This is a genomic window from Bacteroidota bacterium (assembly GCA_018266755.1).
Classification (GTDB): Bacteria; Bacteroidota; Ignavibacteria; order Palsa-1295; family Palsa-1295; genus JAFDZW01.
Genome location: JAFDZW010000001.1, coordinates 98,411 through 115,445, shown reverse-complemented (window position 1 = coordinate 115,445; position 17,035 = coordinate 98,411). Strand labels below are relative to the sequence as shown.

Below are 17,035 nucleotides of genomic sequence, written 5' to 3'. Positions count from 1 at the left end.
CGATATAGGAGACACTCGAATGAAACGTCGCGATTTTCTAAAGCACGGAGCCACGATCGGCGTTGCATTGAATGCGTTGCCGGTCATGATGGGCGGTTTCCCTGTGAAAGCCTTCGGCCGATCGCCGCTTCGTGACCTGCTCGCACAATCGGCGACGGCGAACGATCATATACTTGTGATCGTCCAGCTTGCCGGAGGCAACGACGGTCTCAATTGTGTGATCCCGTACACCGATCCGAACTACAGTGCACTGCGGCCAACGCTCGGATTGAAACCGAGCGACAACATCCTGCCGCTACCCGATCACCAGAGCCTGGCGCTTCATTTCAATATGAGTGGTGCTGCAAGCCTCTACAGCAACAAACGGATGGCGATCGTCCAAGGCGTGGGGTACCCTGACCCGGAGCTTTCACATTTCCGAGGGACTGACATTTGGAATACATCCACCGACTCCAATATCTACGCGACGACCGGATGGATCGGCCGCTTCTTAAGCCAACTGAACCCAAACTACCCGCCATCCCAAATCCCCGATGGGAGTACACCGCTCGGGATCCAGTTCGGCGCGTCACTGAGCAACCTATTCCTCTCCAAGAGCGGTGGGATGGGTATTGCCATCAATCAACTGCCGACATCTGCGAACAAGAGTGTTCACAACTACGACGACATTCCCGCAAATCCGCCAATCCCTTACGTCGAACTTGAATATGTCCGCACGATTCAGGAAGAGACGGAAGTGTATAGCAAAACATTACTCAACCGTTCGGTCACCACAAACAAGGTGACCTATCCGACCGATAACACACTCGGCGACCAACTCGCGCAAGTCGCACAGTGTATCGCAAGTGGGTTCGGCACGAAGATCTATCTCGTCTATCAAGGTGGATACGATACGCACAGTAATCAATTGAGCGATCAAGGCGCAAACCTTCAAGACCTCAGCGATGCGCTGAAAGCCTTTCAAGACGACCTCGAAGCGTTCGCTGTGGCGGATAAAGTACTGACGATGACGTATTCGGAATTCGGTCGCAGACCGCAGGAAAATGGCTCCGGGACAGATCACGGTACTGCGGCACCGCTCTTTATCGTCGGCACGCAGGTCAATGCAGGCGTGTATGGCAACGATCCGGCTCTTGATGCTGCGTCGCTTACTGCGGGCTCCGGCAACCTAACCTACCAGCAAGACCACGACTTCCGCAACATATATGCCACGATGATGTATGAGTGGCTTCTCGATGGCGCCGACACCGATAAAACTGCTCTCATCGGCAATGTACTCACGGCAGGAGACGGGAATACATACAGCCAGAATGCATCGTGGAAGTATTTGGGTCTTGTAAAGTCACAAAGCAATGTCGTGACATCGAGCGATGCGCCGGGACTTATGCTATTGGAGAACTATCCTAATCCGGTGTCGAGCCAGACTTCGATCGAATACGTATTGCCAGCCTCAATGCCCGTCACGCTCGGTGTATTCAATACGTCCGGCATCGAGGTAGAGCGTATTATCGACGCCCGTCAGGAAGCCGGCACTCATCTTGCCGTATTCAAACCGGGATCGTTGCCATCCGGTACATACCTGTACCGTCTTCAAACTCCGGTCGGCACCATAACGAAACGGATGTTGATCGTGCATTAACCTGATTGTCTTTTCGCTTCGGTCGGTGCGCGTCCTGCCGAAGTGAACAGACGATCGGGTAGTTCTTCAACGCCGCGGTTGGGAGTCCTTTTTCAGTATTTCATGGTTGTATTGCGGTACATCGCTTACAACTATGAAAAACACAGTATCTCTTCTCGTGGCATTGTTTGCAGCTATCGTTGCTGCGCCGGCATACGCACAAATTCCTCGGCAGATCAGCTATCAAGGCGTCATAGCCGACCATCAAGGACATCCGATCGCTGACGGACAACATGTGATCAAAACATCCTTCTACGACGCCCCAACTGGCGGGACTGTCCTGTTCACGCAATCACAGCCGGTCAACATAACCAGCGGAGTGTTTAACATCATCATCGGTGCAAGCGGGGCAATACCGAACTCACTCGATTTTTCCAATCAATACTGGCTGGGCATCTCTATCGATAGTGCGGAGGAGATGTCGCCTCGAACACCACTCGTCTCAACTCCGTACGCATTGCATGCCCAAACTGCCGACCGCGCAAGCTCTGTCTCTGCCGATGCTCAGGGTGTGGTAACATCGATCAATGAGGTGGATGGTCCGATCCGGATTGTTGGTGATAGTACTATAAGTATTGTACAGAACGGGCGTGGCATCACGATCAGTGCAAACCCGCAAGGGGTTCACCAACTGGTCTCCCCGCAACATACAGTGTCTATTATAACTCCCCGGGGTCCGATCACATCGCTCGACGTTGCCGATAGTTCGATCACCGCGCAGAAGTTTACTTCGATGGATGCTGCATACGGACAAGTACTCACCTGGAACGGCAGTAAATGGGCGCCGGCTAACCCGATCAGTGGCGGAAGCAACGGCGGCTGGTTAACGATCGGAAACTCCGGAACACAATCCGGTCTGGATTTTCTCGGCACGCTCGATTCTCAGGCACTGGATCTGCGAACGTACAATACCATTAGTCTTCGGTTGAATCCGAATGGGTCGTTGCAGCGAGACGGTAACGGAAACGCGCGAGGTAAACGAGCGATCGATCTGCAGACGGCTCGCTCGAACACGCTTCAGGTTGCCAGCGGCGACGATGCCGTCATCGGAGGTGGCGAATACAACACTGCATCCGGTTCTACCAGCACGGTGGGCGGCGGTATTACGAATGCTGCAACCAGTTCGTACACAACGGTAAGCGGAGGTGCAAATAACGTTGCGTCGGACCTCTTCGCCGTCGTGAGCGGCGGCGGCCATAACAGTGCATCGTCGACGTACTCCACAGTTGGAGGCGGACAATCGAATCTTGCCAGCGGTAACGGCTCTGTGATCGCAGGAGGCATTTCCGATACCGCGACGAGCTATACTGCAACCATCGGAGGTGGTACCAGCAACTACGTCAAAGGCGTGGGCGGCACGATCGCCGGCGGAACGTCGAGCACCATCGGAACGGGATACTACGCGACCATCGGCGGTGGATACGGCAATTCACTCAGCGGCGGCGACGGCTCAACGATCGGAGGCGGCATCAATGGAAAGATCGTCGGTTCGATATCGACCATCGGTGGCGGGTATAATGATGTGATCTCCGGTGACGGTTCTGTTATCCCCGGCGGATCGTATATGCGTCTGGTCGGCAGTAACTCGTTCGGGTTCAACGGCGGACGATTCTCAGCCGACAGCGCCGTCGTTTCAGCTTCGCAGACAGCATATTTCGGCAATGTCGATCTATGGATCGGTAGTACGGACTCTACGACGCATGCACTTCGGCTCTATGAGGGACAGAACGGTGGATACACGTATCCAGGTGCAAACACCAACTATACCGCGTTCAAAGCAGGCTCACAGAGCACGAACATTACCTACACTCTTCCGACTGCGGCACCATCAGCGAACGGCGCGTTGCTGACAAGCACCACCGGCGGACAATGGAGTTGGACCTCCGGCGCAAACTGGGACGGCACGAACAGTCGTCTCGGGATCGGCACTACTTCCCCCGGAACATCCGTCGACGTTAATGGAGATCTCGCAACGCGGGAGCATCAGGTAACGCTTGTTAACGGGAATAACAACAATCTTGCGATCGGCGCCTATACATTCATTCAGGTCAGCGGACCAACGGCTCCGTTCTCGATCACGGGGATCAGCGGCGGTACGAACGGAAAAATCGTTATTCTGTATAATTCGAGCGGACAGGCAATGACGATCACCAGTAACGACGTCAATTCAGCGGCAGGTAACCGGATCTTCACCGGGAATGCGCTTGCATATATGACGCCGAATGGCTATCAGTTCGATGCGGTCACATTGATCTATAGCTCCAGCAAGAATGGCTGGCTGCTGGTGAGCCATAATTAAGGTATTACTCCGAGAACATTCGCGTTTCGACAAACCGGGCGATGAAGAAAAGGCCTATGCCGATGGAGGCATACAGATATTCGTCGCCCATCGAGTCGCGAGCGATGCCCGATACTAACCCCACACCCGTAACGGCGATCCCGAGCGCTTGAACGAACTTTAGCAGATTCTTCATTTCCAGAACTTCCAGCCGGAACGGCCTTCGATGGCTTTGATGAGTTGGTCGCGGGTCGCACGATATTTGAATGCAACCTTCCCGTTGATGATCACGACGGGGATCTTGTCCCAGTATTTCTCTCGAAGCTCGTCATCGTAATCGATCTTGAGGATTTCAAGATCGAACTCGGTGTAGTCTGCGGCAGACTCCAACTCTGCGAACAGATCGTCGCAGAGCGAACAGCCGCCTTCTTTCGTGATAAACTGAACCTGAGGTGTCGCCATAACAATCTATGTGGACTTGATGGGTGCCGGTTTCATGCGTGCAATCGCCACAATACCATAGATGATCAGCCCGATCGATATCCACTGCGCCATCGAGAGCGAGAAGTACAGCGGATTGATCCTCATGAACTCGACGAGCAATCGCTCAATCCCCATCAGCACGACCGTCATTGCAAACATCTTTCCCGGTTGTCGCTCGTCTCGTTTGCGGCGGGACCACAAAAACAAGAAGCACACAACGGCTGCGATCGTCTCCATGATCGGCGTAGGCTGGCACGTGACCACTTCGTCGAAGCGAGTGATCGTCTGGCCGAGCGCATCGGTACCGGTCTTGATCGCGCGAAGCGAATCGTACTGCCATGCCACTCTCTCGTTGGGGTATCGTGCGAAGTACTCCTCGAACACATACGTGGGTTTTGCTGTCCCTCCCGAATAGTGCATTCCCCAGGCCTGATGCGTCGGGATGCCATAGTCGCCGTCACCCGCGAGCTGGCAGCCGATACGACCGATGCCGTAGGCAAGAAACACGATCGGCGCGATCATATCCGCGAATAGCCGGAACGGCACTTTGTGCTTGCGAAGGTAGATGAGAATACCGATCGTTGCACAGATAAAGCCTCCATAGAACGTCAGACCAGACGGAGAGAACAATGTCTTGATCGGTGCTCGGGTAAATGCATCCCAATCCTCGAATACGGAAAAAAGCTTGGAGCCTGCAACGCCAAGAATCAGTGCAAGCATGGACACACCATTAACGAGCTTTTCATTCTGGCCGCGGCGCTTCACTTCAGCGCCGAACAGCGACAGCGCAACCATGAACGCGATCGCCATCATCAGCCCGAAACTGTATATCGGCAAGCCAAAGATTCTGAACAGGATCGGATACATACGGTGGTCTTCGTGCGAAAGTGTTTGTGCTAACACTCGGCTATGGGATGTGGTTGCCCGCCCTCAAGGAGCTCCGAGCGGCATCATGCGATGAAGTGTTCAGCACGGGTGTCCCCGATGAGTTGTGGGCCTGTAATAGAAAAGGCGGCTCTCGGCCGCCTTCTCGTAGTGAATGCTATTACAACTCAGTAGTTGTAGAATCCCTTACCCGACTTCTTGCCGAGCATCCCTGCCGCCACCATCTTCTTCAGCAGCGGACACGGACGATACTTGGTGTCGGCAAGCCCTTCGTGAAGGACATTCATGATTGCAAGACAGACATCCAAGCCGATAAAATCTGCAAGTTGCAACGGTCCCATTGGGTGCGCCATGCCGAGCTTCATGACCGTATCGATATCCTCCGGCTTCGCGACCCCTTCCATCACGCAGTAGATCGCTTCGTTGATCATCGGCATCAGGATGCGGTTTGAGACAAAGCCCGGGAAGTCGTTCACTTCGACCGGAGTTTTGCCAAGCTGCTCCGAAAGCTGCTTCACCTGTGCATACACTTCGTCCGTGGTCTGAATAGCACGGATAATCTCGACGAGCTTCATCACCGGCACCGGATTGAAGAAGTGCATCCCGATCACCCGCTCACTGCGGCCCGTCTGTGCGGCCAGTTCGGTCACTGAGATCGAGCTGGTATTGGTCGCAAGAATCACGCCGGTCTTCGCGTTCGCATCGAGCTTCTTGAAGATATCTTTCTTCAGCGAGAAATTTTCTGTCGCCGCTTCGATGATAAAATCGGCATTCTTCGCAGAGCCTTCAAGGTCGGTCGATGTAGTGATACGAGCGAGTGTCGCCTTCGAATCGTCCTCTGTCAATACGCCCTTCTTGACCTGACGTGCCAAATTCGCACCGATCGTATCACGCGCCCGTGTAAGGAAATCGTCTTTAATATCGACGAGCGTAACGTTGAACCCGCTTTGTGCGAACACATGAGCAATACCGTTGCCCATCGTCCCCGCACCGACTACCATGACATGCTTGATCGACATAGTCTTCTTCGATTAGATCGTGGATGTGAGTGATCGTTTAGAAGCGCTCAACGATAATGCTCGTCGCTTCGCCGCCCCCGATACAGATCGATGCGAGACCGATCTTCTTGTTCGCGCGCTTGAGCGCCGTCAGCAGGGTCAGGATAATGCGGGTGCCGCTTGCGCCGATCGGATGCCCGAGTGCGACTGCGCCGCCCATCGTGTTGAGCTTCTCGGTCGGGATACCCAGTTGCTTCTGTGCGGCGAGCGGGACGACAGCAAACGCCTCGTTGATCTCGAAGAGGTCGATATCGCTCACCTTCATGCCGGCACGAGCCAATACCATCTCGATCGAGGTGACCGGCGCCGTCGTGAAGAGGTGCGGTTCATGTGCATAGCTGGAGTACGCGACCACTTTCGCAGTCGGCTTCAATCCCTTTTCCTTTGCGTAGGCCTCGTCCGCAAGGACAAGTGCAGCCGCTCCGTCGTTGATCGAACTGGCATTTGCCGGAGTAATCGTGCCATTCTTATCGAACGACGGCTTCAGTGTCGGGATCTTATCATACTTCACTTTGCGCGGGCCTTCGTCCTCGCTGACCGTCACGGTCTCTTTCCCCTTCGGGGCCTGAACCGGAATGATCTCGTCTGCAAAGTATCCTTTATCGAGCGACTCGTTGGCGAGCTTGAAACTGCGGATCGAGAATTCGTCCTGTTCTTCGCGCGTGATCTTCAGGTCGCGGGCGCAGATCTCGCCGCAGTTGCCCATGTGAAAATTATTGTACGGGTCCCAGAGTCCGTCGTTGATCATACTGTCGACGAGCGTTCCGTTACCCATCTTGTACCCACTGCGCGCCTTCGGAAGAATGAACGGTGCATTGGACATCGATTCCATGCCGCCGGCGACGACCAGCTTGTTATCGCCGGTCATGATGCTCTGCGTACCGAGCATAACAGTCTTCATGCCGGAACCGCACACTTTATTGACGGTGGTACACGGCACCGAATTCGGGATGCCAGCTCCGAGCGATGCCTGACGTGCAGGTGCCTGACCGATGCCGCCTGTCAACACGCAGCCCATCAATACCTCATTGATTTCTTCCGGTTTAACGCCCGAGCGCTCCAGCGCGGCCTTGATCGCGGCAGAACCAAGCTGCGGCGCAGTAAGATCGGAAAGGGCTCCCATAAATGCGCCAATCGGAGTGCGGGCGCCAGACAAGATAACGGTCGTATTCATTTGATGCAATTATTATAGACCGTATAAAACAACAGACAGGCAAATTCCGTCTCGCAGAATTTGCCTGTCTGTTTTTTTACGGGGGCGCTACCGCGATTTCCCGCAATTAGTAACTATTCGAGCAATCAGTCGGGGTCGAACTCAGACCTTGAATCGGTCTCTGATCGCCTGTACGGGCTCCTTGACGATGTCGACATCGACACGCTTGGTAATCTTCGACCGCGTCGCCGCACTTAATCGATCGAGGATGTCCTTCGAGATTGCTTTTGGGACCGCAAGATAATATCCGTTTGCAGGTGTGTGCTTGATAACACCGTCGATATCATGGGCGATCTGCTTTACCGCCTTCTGTTTCAAGTCGTCAGCCAGATGATGTTCCTCGCCGAAGGAGCGGTTCTTATTCGTCGCTACCCCCGACCCACGGAAGCGCCCGGCACGATCGGTCACGATCTCCGACAATTTCTTATGGGCGCGTTCATACTCCGTCTTACGAATGAGTTCGCAACCGCGACGATGGACAAGGGACTTCTCTTCGATGCGATATGCCTTCAGAGCACCAAAGTTCGCTGTGATAATGACTTCAACCTTTTTCATACTCGTCTCCTAAAGATAGGTGGATGAAAAACAATGTCTATCTTCACTGTACGGAACACAGTCAAACTAACAAGTGTTCGTTAGTATAGATGAAATCGAAACCGCGTAAAGACCAAATCCGCCAGAAGGCCCAGCTCCTGTTCCGGGAGAAGGGGTACGCATCGACGTCGATGCGCGACCTTGCGGATTCGCTCGGAATCGAGGCGGCAAGCCTGTATAATCACATCACCTCCAAAGAGGAGATTCTGCAGGATATCTGCTTCTCGATGGCGACGGCGTTCTTCGCCGCGCTGGAGCCGATCGTGGATACCGATCTTGCTCCGCCCGAGAAGCTGCGTTCAGCGATGGAAGCGCATCTTGGGGTGATCGCGGCAAACTCGAATGCCTCTGCGGTGTTTCTGCACGAATGGAGACATTTGGGCGAACCGTATCTCTCGGATTTCCGGTTGATGCGCCGTCGCTACGAACGCATGTTCCGTTTTATCGTCGAATCGGGCATGAAAACCGGCGACTTCCGTGAAGGCGATGTTATTATGACAACCCGAACCATCCTTTCGTCGATGAACTGGACTTATGAATGGTATAACCCGAACGGGAAGGTGTCGCCAAAAGCTATGAGCCAGCTCATCGGCTCGTTATTGCTCGATGGTTTGATCGTACAGTAGCATTCGCTCGCTACGGTACGATGATGAAGTTGATCGTTGCACTCGATATACACTACTGTTATGTACGGTAACGCATACATTGACAAGAACGACATCCGTCCTTCGACGGACGTTGACGATCCGGTAAAACTGGAAGAGTTCGAAGCACGGATCGCGCGTGGCGAGAAGATCGAACCCGACGATTGGATGCCGGCGAAATATCGCAAGACGCTCATTCGCATGATCGAGCAGCACGCGCACTCCGAGATCATCGGCGCGCTGCCCGAGGGCACGTGGATCACACGCGCACCAAGCTTCAAACGCAAGCTGGCCCTGATCGCGAAGGTGCAGGATGAGGTCGGGCACGGCCATTTGCTCTATGCTGCCGCCGAGACGCTCGGGAAGTCGCGTGAAGCGATGATCAACGATCTACTCAACGGAAAGTCGAAGTACAGCAATGTCTTCAACTATCCGGCGAAAACCTGGGCCGACATCGCGGTTATCGGCTTCCTCGTCGATGCAGGTGCGATCGTCAATCAGCTCGCAAACTCGAAAGGGAGCTACGGACCGTATTGCCGCGCACTCGAGCGGATCTGCTACGAAGAGTCATTCCATCTGAAGCAGGGCTACGATGCCTTCGTCGCGCTCGCTGCCGGCACGCCGAAGCAGCGTGCGATGGTGCAGGACGCGCTCAACCGCTGGTGGTTTCCCCCGCTGATGCACTTCTTCGGCCCGCCGGACGATCTCTCGGTACATAGCGAAGAGCTCATTCGTTGGAAAGTCAAAATGATGACTAATGAAGAGATGCGTCAGGAATTCATGGACCAGTACGTCCCGAAGATCTGGGAAATGGGCCTGACCCTTCCCGACCCGAAACTCCGAAGGGACGAGACCACCGGCAAGTGGGAATACACACAACCGGATTGGGACGAGTTCTTCCGCGTCATCAACGGTGATGGCCCCTGCAACAAAGAACGATTGGCTGTGCGCCGCTACGCCGAACTAAGCGGTCGCTGGGTGCGCGAAGCGCTCAAGAATCCGAAGCAGGTTCATCACGTCCCCTACGCATAAGAAGGAGCCACGAAAATGCAAAACAGTCTTGACCCACGCATTCGCCGCTCCGATCTTGATTCGGCCAGCGGCTTCAACCAAGTCGGTGAAAACGAGAACTGGGAAACATTCGCCGTCTTTCATCAGGACAAGCGCGGCGACGCGCACGTCTTCGTCGGGATTGTTCATGCGCCGGACCCCGAACTTGCCCTCGTGTTCGCGAAGGAGCAGTACGGCCGCCGCAAGAAGACCGTGAACATGTGGGTCGTCCGCTCGACCGATATTTATACGTTCCGTCACGAGGATGAGGATATGTTCGCGACGGTCCCGGAGAAGAACTACCGCGAAGCATCGGGCTATCCCGTGCGCAAGCGCATCAATAAGTACCTGCACGATCTCGAGGAGGCACACTCATGAGCGAAGCGATCAAAGAACTACTCTATAAGATGGGCGACGACGCCCTTGTGCTCGGCCACCGCAATAGCGAATGGACCGGCCTCGGACCGATCCTCGAAGAGGATATTGCGTTCAGCTCGCTCGCGCAGGATCAGATCGGGCATGCGCTCGCGCTCTATACGTTGCTGGAAAAAGAATTCGCCGAGCCGGATCCGGACCGCATCGCGTTCGGGCGAGATGAAATGCAGTACAAGTGCTGCCATTTCGTCGAGCTGCCGATCGGAGAATACGATTTCTCGCTCATGCGCGATTTCCTCTTCGATCACGCCGAGCAGTGCCGCTTCACTTCGCTCCAGGGCTCGAGCTTCGCACCGCTTGCAGCGCTGGCCAAGAAGATCAAAGGCGAACTGAAGTATCACACGCTCCACGGAGATCTCTGGGTGACGAAGCTTGGCAACGGTACTGAGGAAAGCCATGCCCGTATGCAATCGGCACTCAACGAGTGCATGCGGTTCGCCCTTGGAATGTTCGAGCCGGGCGAGTTTGAGAACGAGCTGATCGAATCCGGAGTATTCATCGGTGAGAACGCATTGCAGCAAGAGTGGCTTGCCGCAATCACGCCGATCATCGAGAAGGCCGGCCTCACGATGCCTGACCTTTCGAAGATCGAAGCGGAGTATGGCGGTCGTAAGGGATATCATACCGAGTACCTCGCGCCGATGCTCGAGGAAATGACCGAAGTCTACCGGAGCGAAGAACCCACAGCCGTGTGGTAAGACAACGATGAACGAAGCCCATGTCATCGACGCATTGCGCCATGTGATGGATCCCGAGATCCCGACGCTCTCCGTCGTGGATCTCGGGATGATCACGGGGGTTGTCGAGACCGACGCGGGCGTTCGCGTGCGCCTACTTCCGACATTCGTCTCGTGTCCGGCAACGTCCGTCATCTCCGCGAATATCAAGGAGCAGCTTGAGCGATCGGGATTTGGGAATGTCGAAGTCGAGCTTGATACCGAGCATTCATGGTCGAGCGACCGGATCACCGACCGCGGACGCGAGCTGCTCACCGCATTCGGACTCGGAGCGCCGGTGCAGATCGAAGGGGTGCTGGACATGGACCAGATCGAACACGCCACCTGTCCTCATTGCGGCAGCACCGATACGGTGATGAACTCGATGTTCGGCTCCACGCTCTGTCGCAGCATTCATTTCTGCAACAACTGTAAGCAAGGCTTCGAACGCTTCAAACCATTGTGATGCACACTCCTGTCATTCCGACCGAAGGGAGGAATCTGGGCAGGTCACTCATCTGACGTAGTGACAAGTCTTACGTCAAACACCTCTTCAAATGCGCGGCTGAGTCGGTCGCGGACCTCGGCAATATCAACGTCTCTCCCCAACAACTTCTTCATGCTCGTCACGTTCCGATCACTGATCCCGCACGGAACGATATAGTCGAAGTACCGAAGATCGGTATTCACGTTGAACGCAAACCCGTGCATCGTGCACCACCTCGATGCCTTGATACCGATGGCGCATATCTTCTCTTCGAACGGCGGCTTCCCTACCCACACTCCGGTACGTCCTTCAACACGAAATGCTTCGATGCCGTAGGTTGCTAGCGTGCGAATAATCACTTCTTCAAGCGAGCGCAGATACCAGCCAAGATCTTCTTTGAAGTGCGCCAAATTCAACAACGGGTATCCAACGATCTGCCCGGGGCCATGGAATGTCACGTCGCCACCGCGTTCTATCTCGAACTTCTCCGCGCCGATCTTCGCAAGTTCGGCATCGCTAAAGAGGACGTTCGTCACATCGGTCACGCGGCCGAGCGTGAAGACCGGCTTGTGTTCGCACAGGATAAGCGTATCATTCCCGGACCCATCCAAGAGAGAGTCGAAGATTCGGTGCTGCACGTCCCACACCTGCCGATACGGGGTTGGCCCAAGTGTGCGCAATTCAACGGTTCGCGTAGCCATACGTAGCCCACTCAACAGCGCCGGGCGCGGATGAGTTGGGCGACCCGACGCCAGCCACGGATTTCGGAACGACTCCAAGAAAAGCGAGGTTTACTCTTCGCTTCAACAACTGATAGCGCAGGAGAGGTGGCCGAGTGGCTGAAGGCAACGGTTTGCTAAACCGTCATAGTGTGTAAAGCGCTATCGAGGGTTCGAATCCCTCCCTCTCCGCTCTCGTTTTCCCTCCGTAGCCGAACTCCCGGCCTGATCGCTACGCCCTCTACCCCGTATATTGATAAGCATTCTCCCGCCGTAACTTATATTTGTACCCATTATGCTCGACATCAAGCCGTCCCATAAGCCCATTAAGAATTACTACGCTGCGCTCGCGATCTACTCGAAGAACGGCGTAACCAAAGAGACCTCTGTACGCGGGGCATTCGCCGACCTGCTCTCCTTTTACGCCAAGAAGCTGAAATGGACGCTCACCGAAGAATATACGATCACACTCGCGAATAAGAACAAGGGTTCGGTTGACGGTGCGTTGACTGATGCCATGACGACCCCCATGGGTTTCTGGGAAGCAAAGGACACGCAAGATGATCTGAAAAAGGAGATCAAAGCGAAGTTTGAAAAGGGCTACCCCAAGAGTAACATTCTGTTTCAGCAACCTGATCTTGCTGTACTGTACCAGGACGGCATCCTCGTCGATACCTACGACCTGACCCAGCCCGAACGCCTCGTCGCATGCCTCGAAACGTTCTTCGGCTACAAGGCCGACGAACAGGCCGATTGGGAAGAACTCGTCGCGCAGTTCAAACAGCGCATCCCGGAATCAGCCGAGAAGCTTATCTCGATGATCGAGGAGGAGAAGAAAACAAATACTCGCTTCAAAGAGGCATTCAAGACCTTCGCCGAGCTCTGCCGTGCTTCGATCAACCCGAACCTTGCCGATCCTGCGATTGAGGAAATGCTGGTCCAGCACTTGCTCACGTCGCGCATATTCTCGTCGGTGTTCGATAACGCCGAGTTCCTGCGCCGCAACGTCATCGCCGCCGAGATAGAGACCGTCATCGACGCCCTCACTTCGCAGAGCTTCAACCGCCATCAGTTCTTCGCGCCGCTCGATCATTTCTATGTCGCGCTCGAAAATCGCGCGAAATCCATCACCGACTGGAGCCAGAAGCAGCACTTCCTGAACACCGTCTATGAGAAGTTCTTCCAGGGCTTCGCGGTGAAGGTCGCGGATACGCACGGCATCGTCTATACGCCGCAGCCCATCGTCGATTTTATGGTGCGCTCGGTCGAGCATATCCTCAAGACCGAGTTCGACCGCTCGCTCTCGGATAAGAACGTCCATATCCTCGACCCCTTCGTCGGGACCGGCAACTTCATCATGCGCATCATGCGCGAGATCAAGCGCACCGCATTACCTCATAAATACAAGAACGAACTCCACTGCAACGAGGTCATGCTCCTGCCCTATTACATCGCAAGCATGAACATCGAGCACGAGTACTACTCCGAGGTCGGGAAGTATGAGGCGTTCGAAGGGATCTGTCTGGTGGATACGTTCGAGCTTGCGGAGCCGGACCAGGGAGCCCTGTTCTCTACAGAAAATACGGAGCGCGTCAAACGCCAGAAGCAATCACCAATCTTTGTCATTGTTGGCAATCCACCATACAATGCAGGCCAAGTGAATGAGAACGATAACAATAAGAATCGTAAGTATCCGGTTATTGACAAGCGTGTATCAGAATCTTACTCAAAGGAAAGTCGGGCAACGAACAAGATTGCACTTTCTGATCCATATGTAAAGGCATTTCGCTTTGCGAGCGACAGAGTTATAGCTAATGGAGAGGGCGTCATCTCTTTCGTTTCAAATTCTAGCTTTCTTGAAGATGTCGCTTTCGATGGCATGCGGAAGCAGCTATCTGAAGAGTTTGATGAGATATTTATTTTCAACCTCGGAGGGAATGTCCGCAAGAACCCTAAACTGTCGGGCACAACGCATAACGTATTTGGGATCCAGGTAGGCGTTAGCATAAATATCCTTGTCCGGCGGAAGTCTCATAAGAAGGGCACAACAGCGTCAATTTATTACTCGAGGACTGATGAATTCGCTCGCAAGAGCGAAAAGTATTCTGCTCTGAGCACTGCAGTTGACGTCACGGGCATTGATTGGCAACGTTTGGAGCCAAGTGCTAAAGGGAATTGGTTGACAGCCGGAATGATTGAAGGGTTTGACAGCCTCCTAGCGATGGGGACTAAGGAAGGCAAGGCGGCTGGTGGTAGTGGTACCATCTTCAAGATTTACTCGAGTGGAATAAAGACAAATCGGGATCAATGGATATATAATTTCGACGAAGGCGCATTACTCAAGAATGTTACAACGCTCACCGATGAGTTCAATCGTCACTTGATCAAGCTCGCTAATGCTGGAAAGCGGCTAGAACTTGATCCCACAACTGACTATGATGACAGGAAGATTGCGTGGAGCGAGGGCCTTAAGAACAAATTGCGCAAAGGTAAGCAGCTGATTGTTGATGATGAAAATGTCCGGGTGGTACTACAGAGGCCCTTTGAACGTCAATTCGTCTACTTTGAGAAGGCATTAATAGAGCGAACCTACCAGTTTACACGGATATTGCCTACCCCGGAATCGGAGAAGGAAAATCTTGTGATAAGTCTGCACGGCATTGGAATGAGTTCGCCTTTCTCGGCGCTCGCGACAAACATCTTGCCGGATGTACAGCTAACTCCAAATAGCCAGTGCTTCGCGTTTTACACCTACAACGAAGATGGCACCAACAGAAAAGAGAACATCACCGATTGGGCGCTTGAGCAATTCAAAACAAAGCTGAAGACCAAGAAGGAGGTCACGAAGTGGGACATCTTCTATTACATCTACGGCATTCTGCATCATCCTGAGTATCGGACGAAGTATGCGGCGAACTTGCGCCGGGAGTTACCGCGCGTGCCGATCTCGCCGGACTTTTTCCGGATCTCGGAGCTTGGCAAGCATCTTGCCGATCTGCACGTGAACTACGAGTCTGCGAAGGAGTTCGACCTCGAAGAAGAGTGGCGCAAGGGTTCGGTCCTGAACCTGCGGGTGGAGAAGATGAAGCTGACGAAAGACAAAGCGTCGCTCATCTACAACGCCGACCTGACGCTGCGCGGCATCCCGCCGGAAGTGTTCGACTACAAACTCGGTAACCGCAGCGCGCTCGAGTGGGTGATCGACCAATACCAAGTCTCGACCGACAAACGCAGCGGCATCACCAACGACCCGAACCGCGAGGATGACGAGGGCTATATCCTACGCCTCATCAAACAAGTCATCACGGTCAGCCTCGAAACGGTGAAAGCGGTGAAGGAGATCGCGGGGTTGAGGATGGAGTAGTTTTTTCGTTTTGTCATCAACAATCACATCACTTACTATGAAACACATCTATCTGATGATTCTCCTTGCGGCGGCGGGCTCGGTGAAAGCACAGGGTATCCACTTCCAACAACGAACACTACCGGTCGCTGTCGCAGACACAGACCGGACCATCATGATCCGGTTCGTTGCGCCTTCGAGCCAAAGTACGGATGATACTCTGAATATAGCGGCACTTCCGGTGGATGCAAAACCCGACGTGGACTTTGCGTTCTCACCTCCTGCATCGGTGGTCATCGCCAAAGCGAACGGAGCGATGGAGTACTCGCTGCCGCTCACGATCAAAGGCAAGGCAAAATTGAACACCAAGTTCATGCTCGTTCTTCGAGATAATTCGGGCAAAGCAATCGACCAGGAGCTCGTCGAACTTGTGGACAAGAATGCCGATCTAAAGGAGTCGGAGTATCGTGCGTCGATCGGAGCTATTACGGTGGGAGGCGCACTCGATTTTGCGAACAAGAGCGTTTCTGTGTCCTCTCCCTACGTTGAAGGCACATTCTATATGCCGATCGTCTGGAAAGACGTTGCATTGCCTATTCTCGGAGTTAGCACGTCCATGGGAGTCGATGGTTGGGTGGTCTCTACGGCGGGAAAAGTCCAAACCAAGTCAGCTGACTCACTCCAGAGGGACCTGCTTCGGGATTCATACTTCGTGAACGTACGTCATTTCGATACTACTTCAGGTGCAAACTCCGATGTTTGGTACGCCCTTCCCAGCACAGTCTCGCGTAGCTCAACATCTTCCGAGAACAACATAGCGTTGAACCTGCTCGAGGGGCTCGCTAAAGGTGTGTACTTAACGTTTCCACATCTCGGCTACCGCACGTATACCTCCAGCTCGACTGCCAACTTCGTCCTCCTCGACAGCATTGACGTATTCGGGAAGGACACGATCGTTGGGCGCAAACGCCAGCTTGAAAACAGATATACTTCACGGTTTTCGCAGATCGAGCTTGGGGTCGGTCTGCTCTTGGATCTATCGACTGCCGATGTCGCTTGCAAGATCACAGCAGTAACCGGTTACTGTTGGCAAAGCGGCACCGACTATATCGAGTCTACCGACTTCGACGGAAGCCTCAACAACTACAGCATCAACTTCGACCCGAAGTCGTGGTTCTACCAGGTCAGGTTCCGCGTGATGGAATTGAAGTATGGCCTGAAGCTAGGGGGAGAGGTCTACGGGAATTCGCTGCTTTCCCCAAGCTACTATCTGTATTTTGGAAAGGAATTTCCTTTGGACCGGATCAAAGACATCATCCCCTTCTGATCTAACTTGACCCAGGGTTTAGGCCTGCGGCCTAAACCCTGGGCTGCAAGTACAGCGCCTCGGTGGGCCTTGGGTGTGCTGTCGGCACAATTCCAAAAATCACCTTGTTATCAGTAAGCAATCTC

16 protein-coding genes and 1 tRNA gene are annotated in these 17,035 nt (G+C 53.9%); 10 read left to right on the top strand and 7 right to left on the bottom strand.

The window, feature by feature from the left end:
- The first annotated feature begins 19 nt into the window (after window positions 1-19).
- Both JSS75_00440 and JSS75_00435 read left to right on the top strand, forming a co-directional pair.
- Complete coding sequence (locus tag JSS75_00440) at window positions 20-1,639, top strand: DUF1501 domain-containing protein (GenBank protein ID MBS1902156.1); 1,620 nt, start codon at window positions 20-22, stop codon at window positions 1,637-1,639.
- A 133-nt stretch (window positions 1,640-1,772) separates the two neighbouring features.
- Window positions 1,773-3,977, top strand: coding sequence for a hypothetical protein (locus JSS75_00435; protein ID MBS1902155.1), 2,205 nt, complete (start codon window positions 1,773-1,775; stop codon window positions 3,975-3,977).
- Window positions 3,978-3,981: 4 nt separating this feature from the next.
- Here the strand turns inward: JSS75_00435 and JSS75_00430 are convergent, their stop codons facing one another.
- From JSS75_00430 to JSS75_00405, 6 genes are all read right to left on the bottom strand, one after another.
- Complete coding sequence (locus JSS75_00430) at window positions 3,982-4,152, bottom strand: hypothetical protein (GenBank protein ID MBS1902154.1); 171 nt, start codon at window positions 4,150-4,152, stop codon at window positions 3,982-3,984.
- A complete protein-coding gene (locus JSS75_00425; GenBank protein ID MBS1902153.1) occupies window positions 4,149-4,418 on the bottom strand; it encodes a glutaredoxin family protein in 270 nt (89 codons plus the stop codon). Before JSS75_00425 ends, JSS75_00430 begins: the two co-directional genes overlap by 4 nt.
- A 6-nt stretch (window positions 4,419-4,424) precedes the next feature.
- Window positions 4,425-5,342 (bottom strand): prolipoprotein diacylglyceryl transferase, encoded by a 918-nt coding sequence (locus tag JSS75_00420; GenBank protein ID MBS1902152.1) that lies wholly within the window; start codon window positions 5,340-5,342, stop codon window positions 4,425-4,427.
- A 149-nt stretch (window positions 5,343-5,491) separates the two neighbouring features.
- A complete protein-coding gene (locus JSS75_00415; GenBank protein ID MBS1902151.1) occupies window positions 5,492-6,343 on the bottom strand; it encodes a 3-hydroxybutyryl-CoA dehydrogenase in 852 nt (283 codons plus the stop codon).
- A gap of 37 nt (window positions 6,344-6,380) precedes the next feature.
- Entirely contained in the window at window positions 6,381-7,556 is a 1,176-nt protein-coding gene (locus JSS75_00410; GenBank protein ID MBS1902150.1) for a thiolase family protein, read from the bottom strand.
- Between the two features lie 141 nt (window positions 7,557-7,697).
- Window positions 7,698-8,150, bottom strand: a complete 453-nt coding sequence (locus JSS75_00405; GenBank protein ID MBS1902149.1) for a host attachment protein — start codon at window positions 8,148-8,150, stop codon at window positions 7,698-7,700.
- 89 nt (window positions 8,151-8,239) lie between these two features.
- Between JSS75_00405 and JSS75_00400 the strand changes: the two genes are divergently transcribed.
- From JSS75_00400 to paaJ, 5 genes are read left to right on the top strand one after another with little or no spacing between them, the layout of a single operon-like run.
- A complete protein-coding gene (locus JSS75_00400; protein MBS1902148.1) occupies window positions 8,240-8,815 on the top strand; it encodes a TetR family transcriptional regulator in 576 nt (191 codons plus the stop codon).
- Window positions 8,816-8,875: 60 nt separating this feature from the next.
- Complete coding sequence (paaA, locus tag JSS75_00395; protein MBS1902147.1) at window positions 8,876-9,865, top strand: 1,2-phenylacetyl-CoA epoxidase subunit A; 990 nt, start codon at window positions 8,876-8,878, stop codon at window positions 9,863-9,865.
- Between the two features lie 15 nt (window positions 9,866-9,880).
- Window positions 9,881-10,261, top strand: coding sequence for a hypothetical protein (locus tag JSS75_00390; protein MBS1902146.1), 381 nt, complete (start codon window positions 9,881-9,883; stop codon window positions 10,259-10,261).
- Window positions 10,258-11,016 (top strand): phenylacetate-CoA oxygenase subunit PaaC, encoded by a 759-nt coding sequence (gene paaC / locus JSS75_00385; protein ID MBS1902145.1) that lies wholly within the window; start codon window positions 10,258-10,260, stop codon window positions 11,014-11,016. Before JSS75_00390 ends, paaC begins: the two co-directional genes overlap by 4 nt.
- A gap of 7 nt (window positions 11,017-11,023) precedes the next feature.
- Entirely contained in the window at window positions 11,024-11,500 is a 477-nt protein-coding gene (gene paaJ, locus JSS75_00380; protein MBS1902144.1) for a phenylacetate-CoA oxygenase subunit PaaJ, read from the top strand.
- 44 nt (window positions 11,501-11,544) lie between these two features.
- Here paaJ and lipB read toward each other — a convergent pair whose 3' ends face one another.
- Window positions 11,545-12,222 carry a lipoyl(octanoyl) transferase LipB gene (lipB, locus tag JSS75_00375; protein ID MBS1902143.1) on the bottom strand — a complete coding sequence of 226 codons (678 nt, stop codon included), beginning with the start codon at window positions 12,220-12,222 and terminating at the stop codon, window positions 11,545-11,547.
- A gap of 120 nt (window positions 12,223-12,342) precedes the next feature.
- Between lipB and JSS75_00370 the strand changes: the two genes are divergently transcribed.
- From JSS75_00370 to JSS75_00360, 3 genes are all read left to right on the top strand, one after another.
- A tRNA-Ser gene (locus tag JSS75_00370) sits at window positions 12,343-12,432 on the top strand.
- A 103-nt stretch (window positions 12,433-12,535) separates the two neighbouring features.
- Complete coding sequence (locus tag JSS75_00365) at window positions 12,536-15,604, top strand: N-6 DNA methylase (GenBank protein MBS1902142.1); 3,069 nt, start codon at window positions 12,536-12,538, stop codon at window positions 15,602-15,604.
- Between the two features lie 37 nt (window positions 15,605-15,641).
- Window positions 15,642-16,910: a hypothetical protein gene (locus JSS75_00360; GenBank protein ID MBS1902141.1), complete on the top strand. Its 1,269-nt coding sequence runs from the start codon at window positions 15,642-15,644 to the stop codon at window positions 16,908-16,910.
- Window positions 16,911-17,035: the final 125 nt, after the last annotated feature.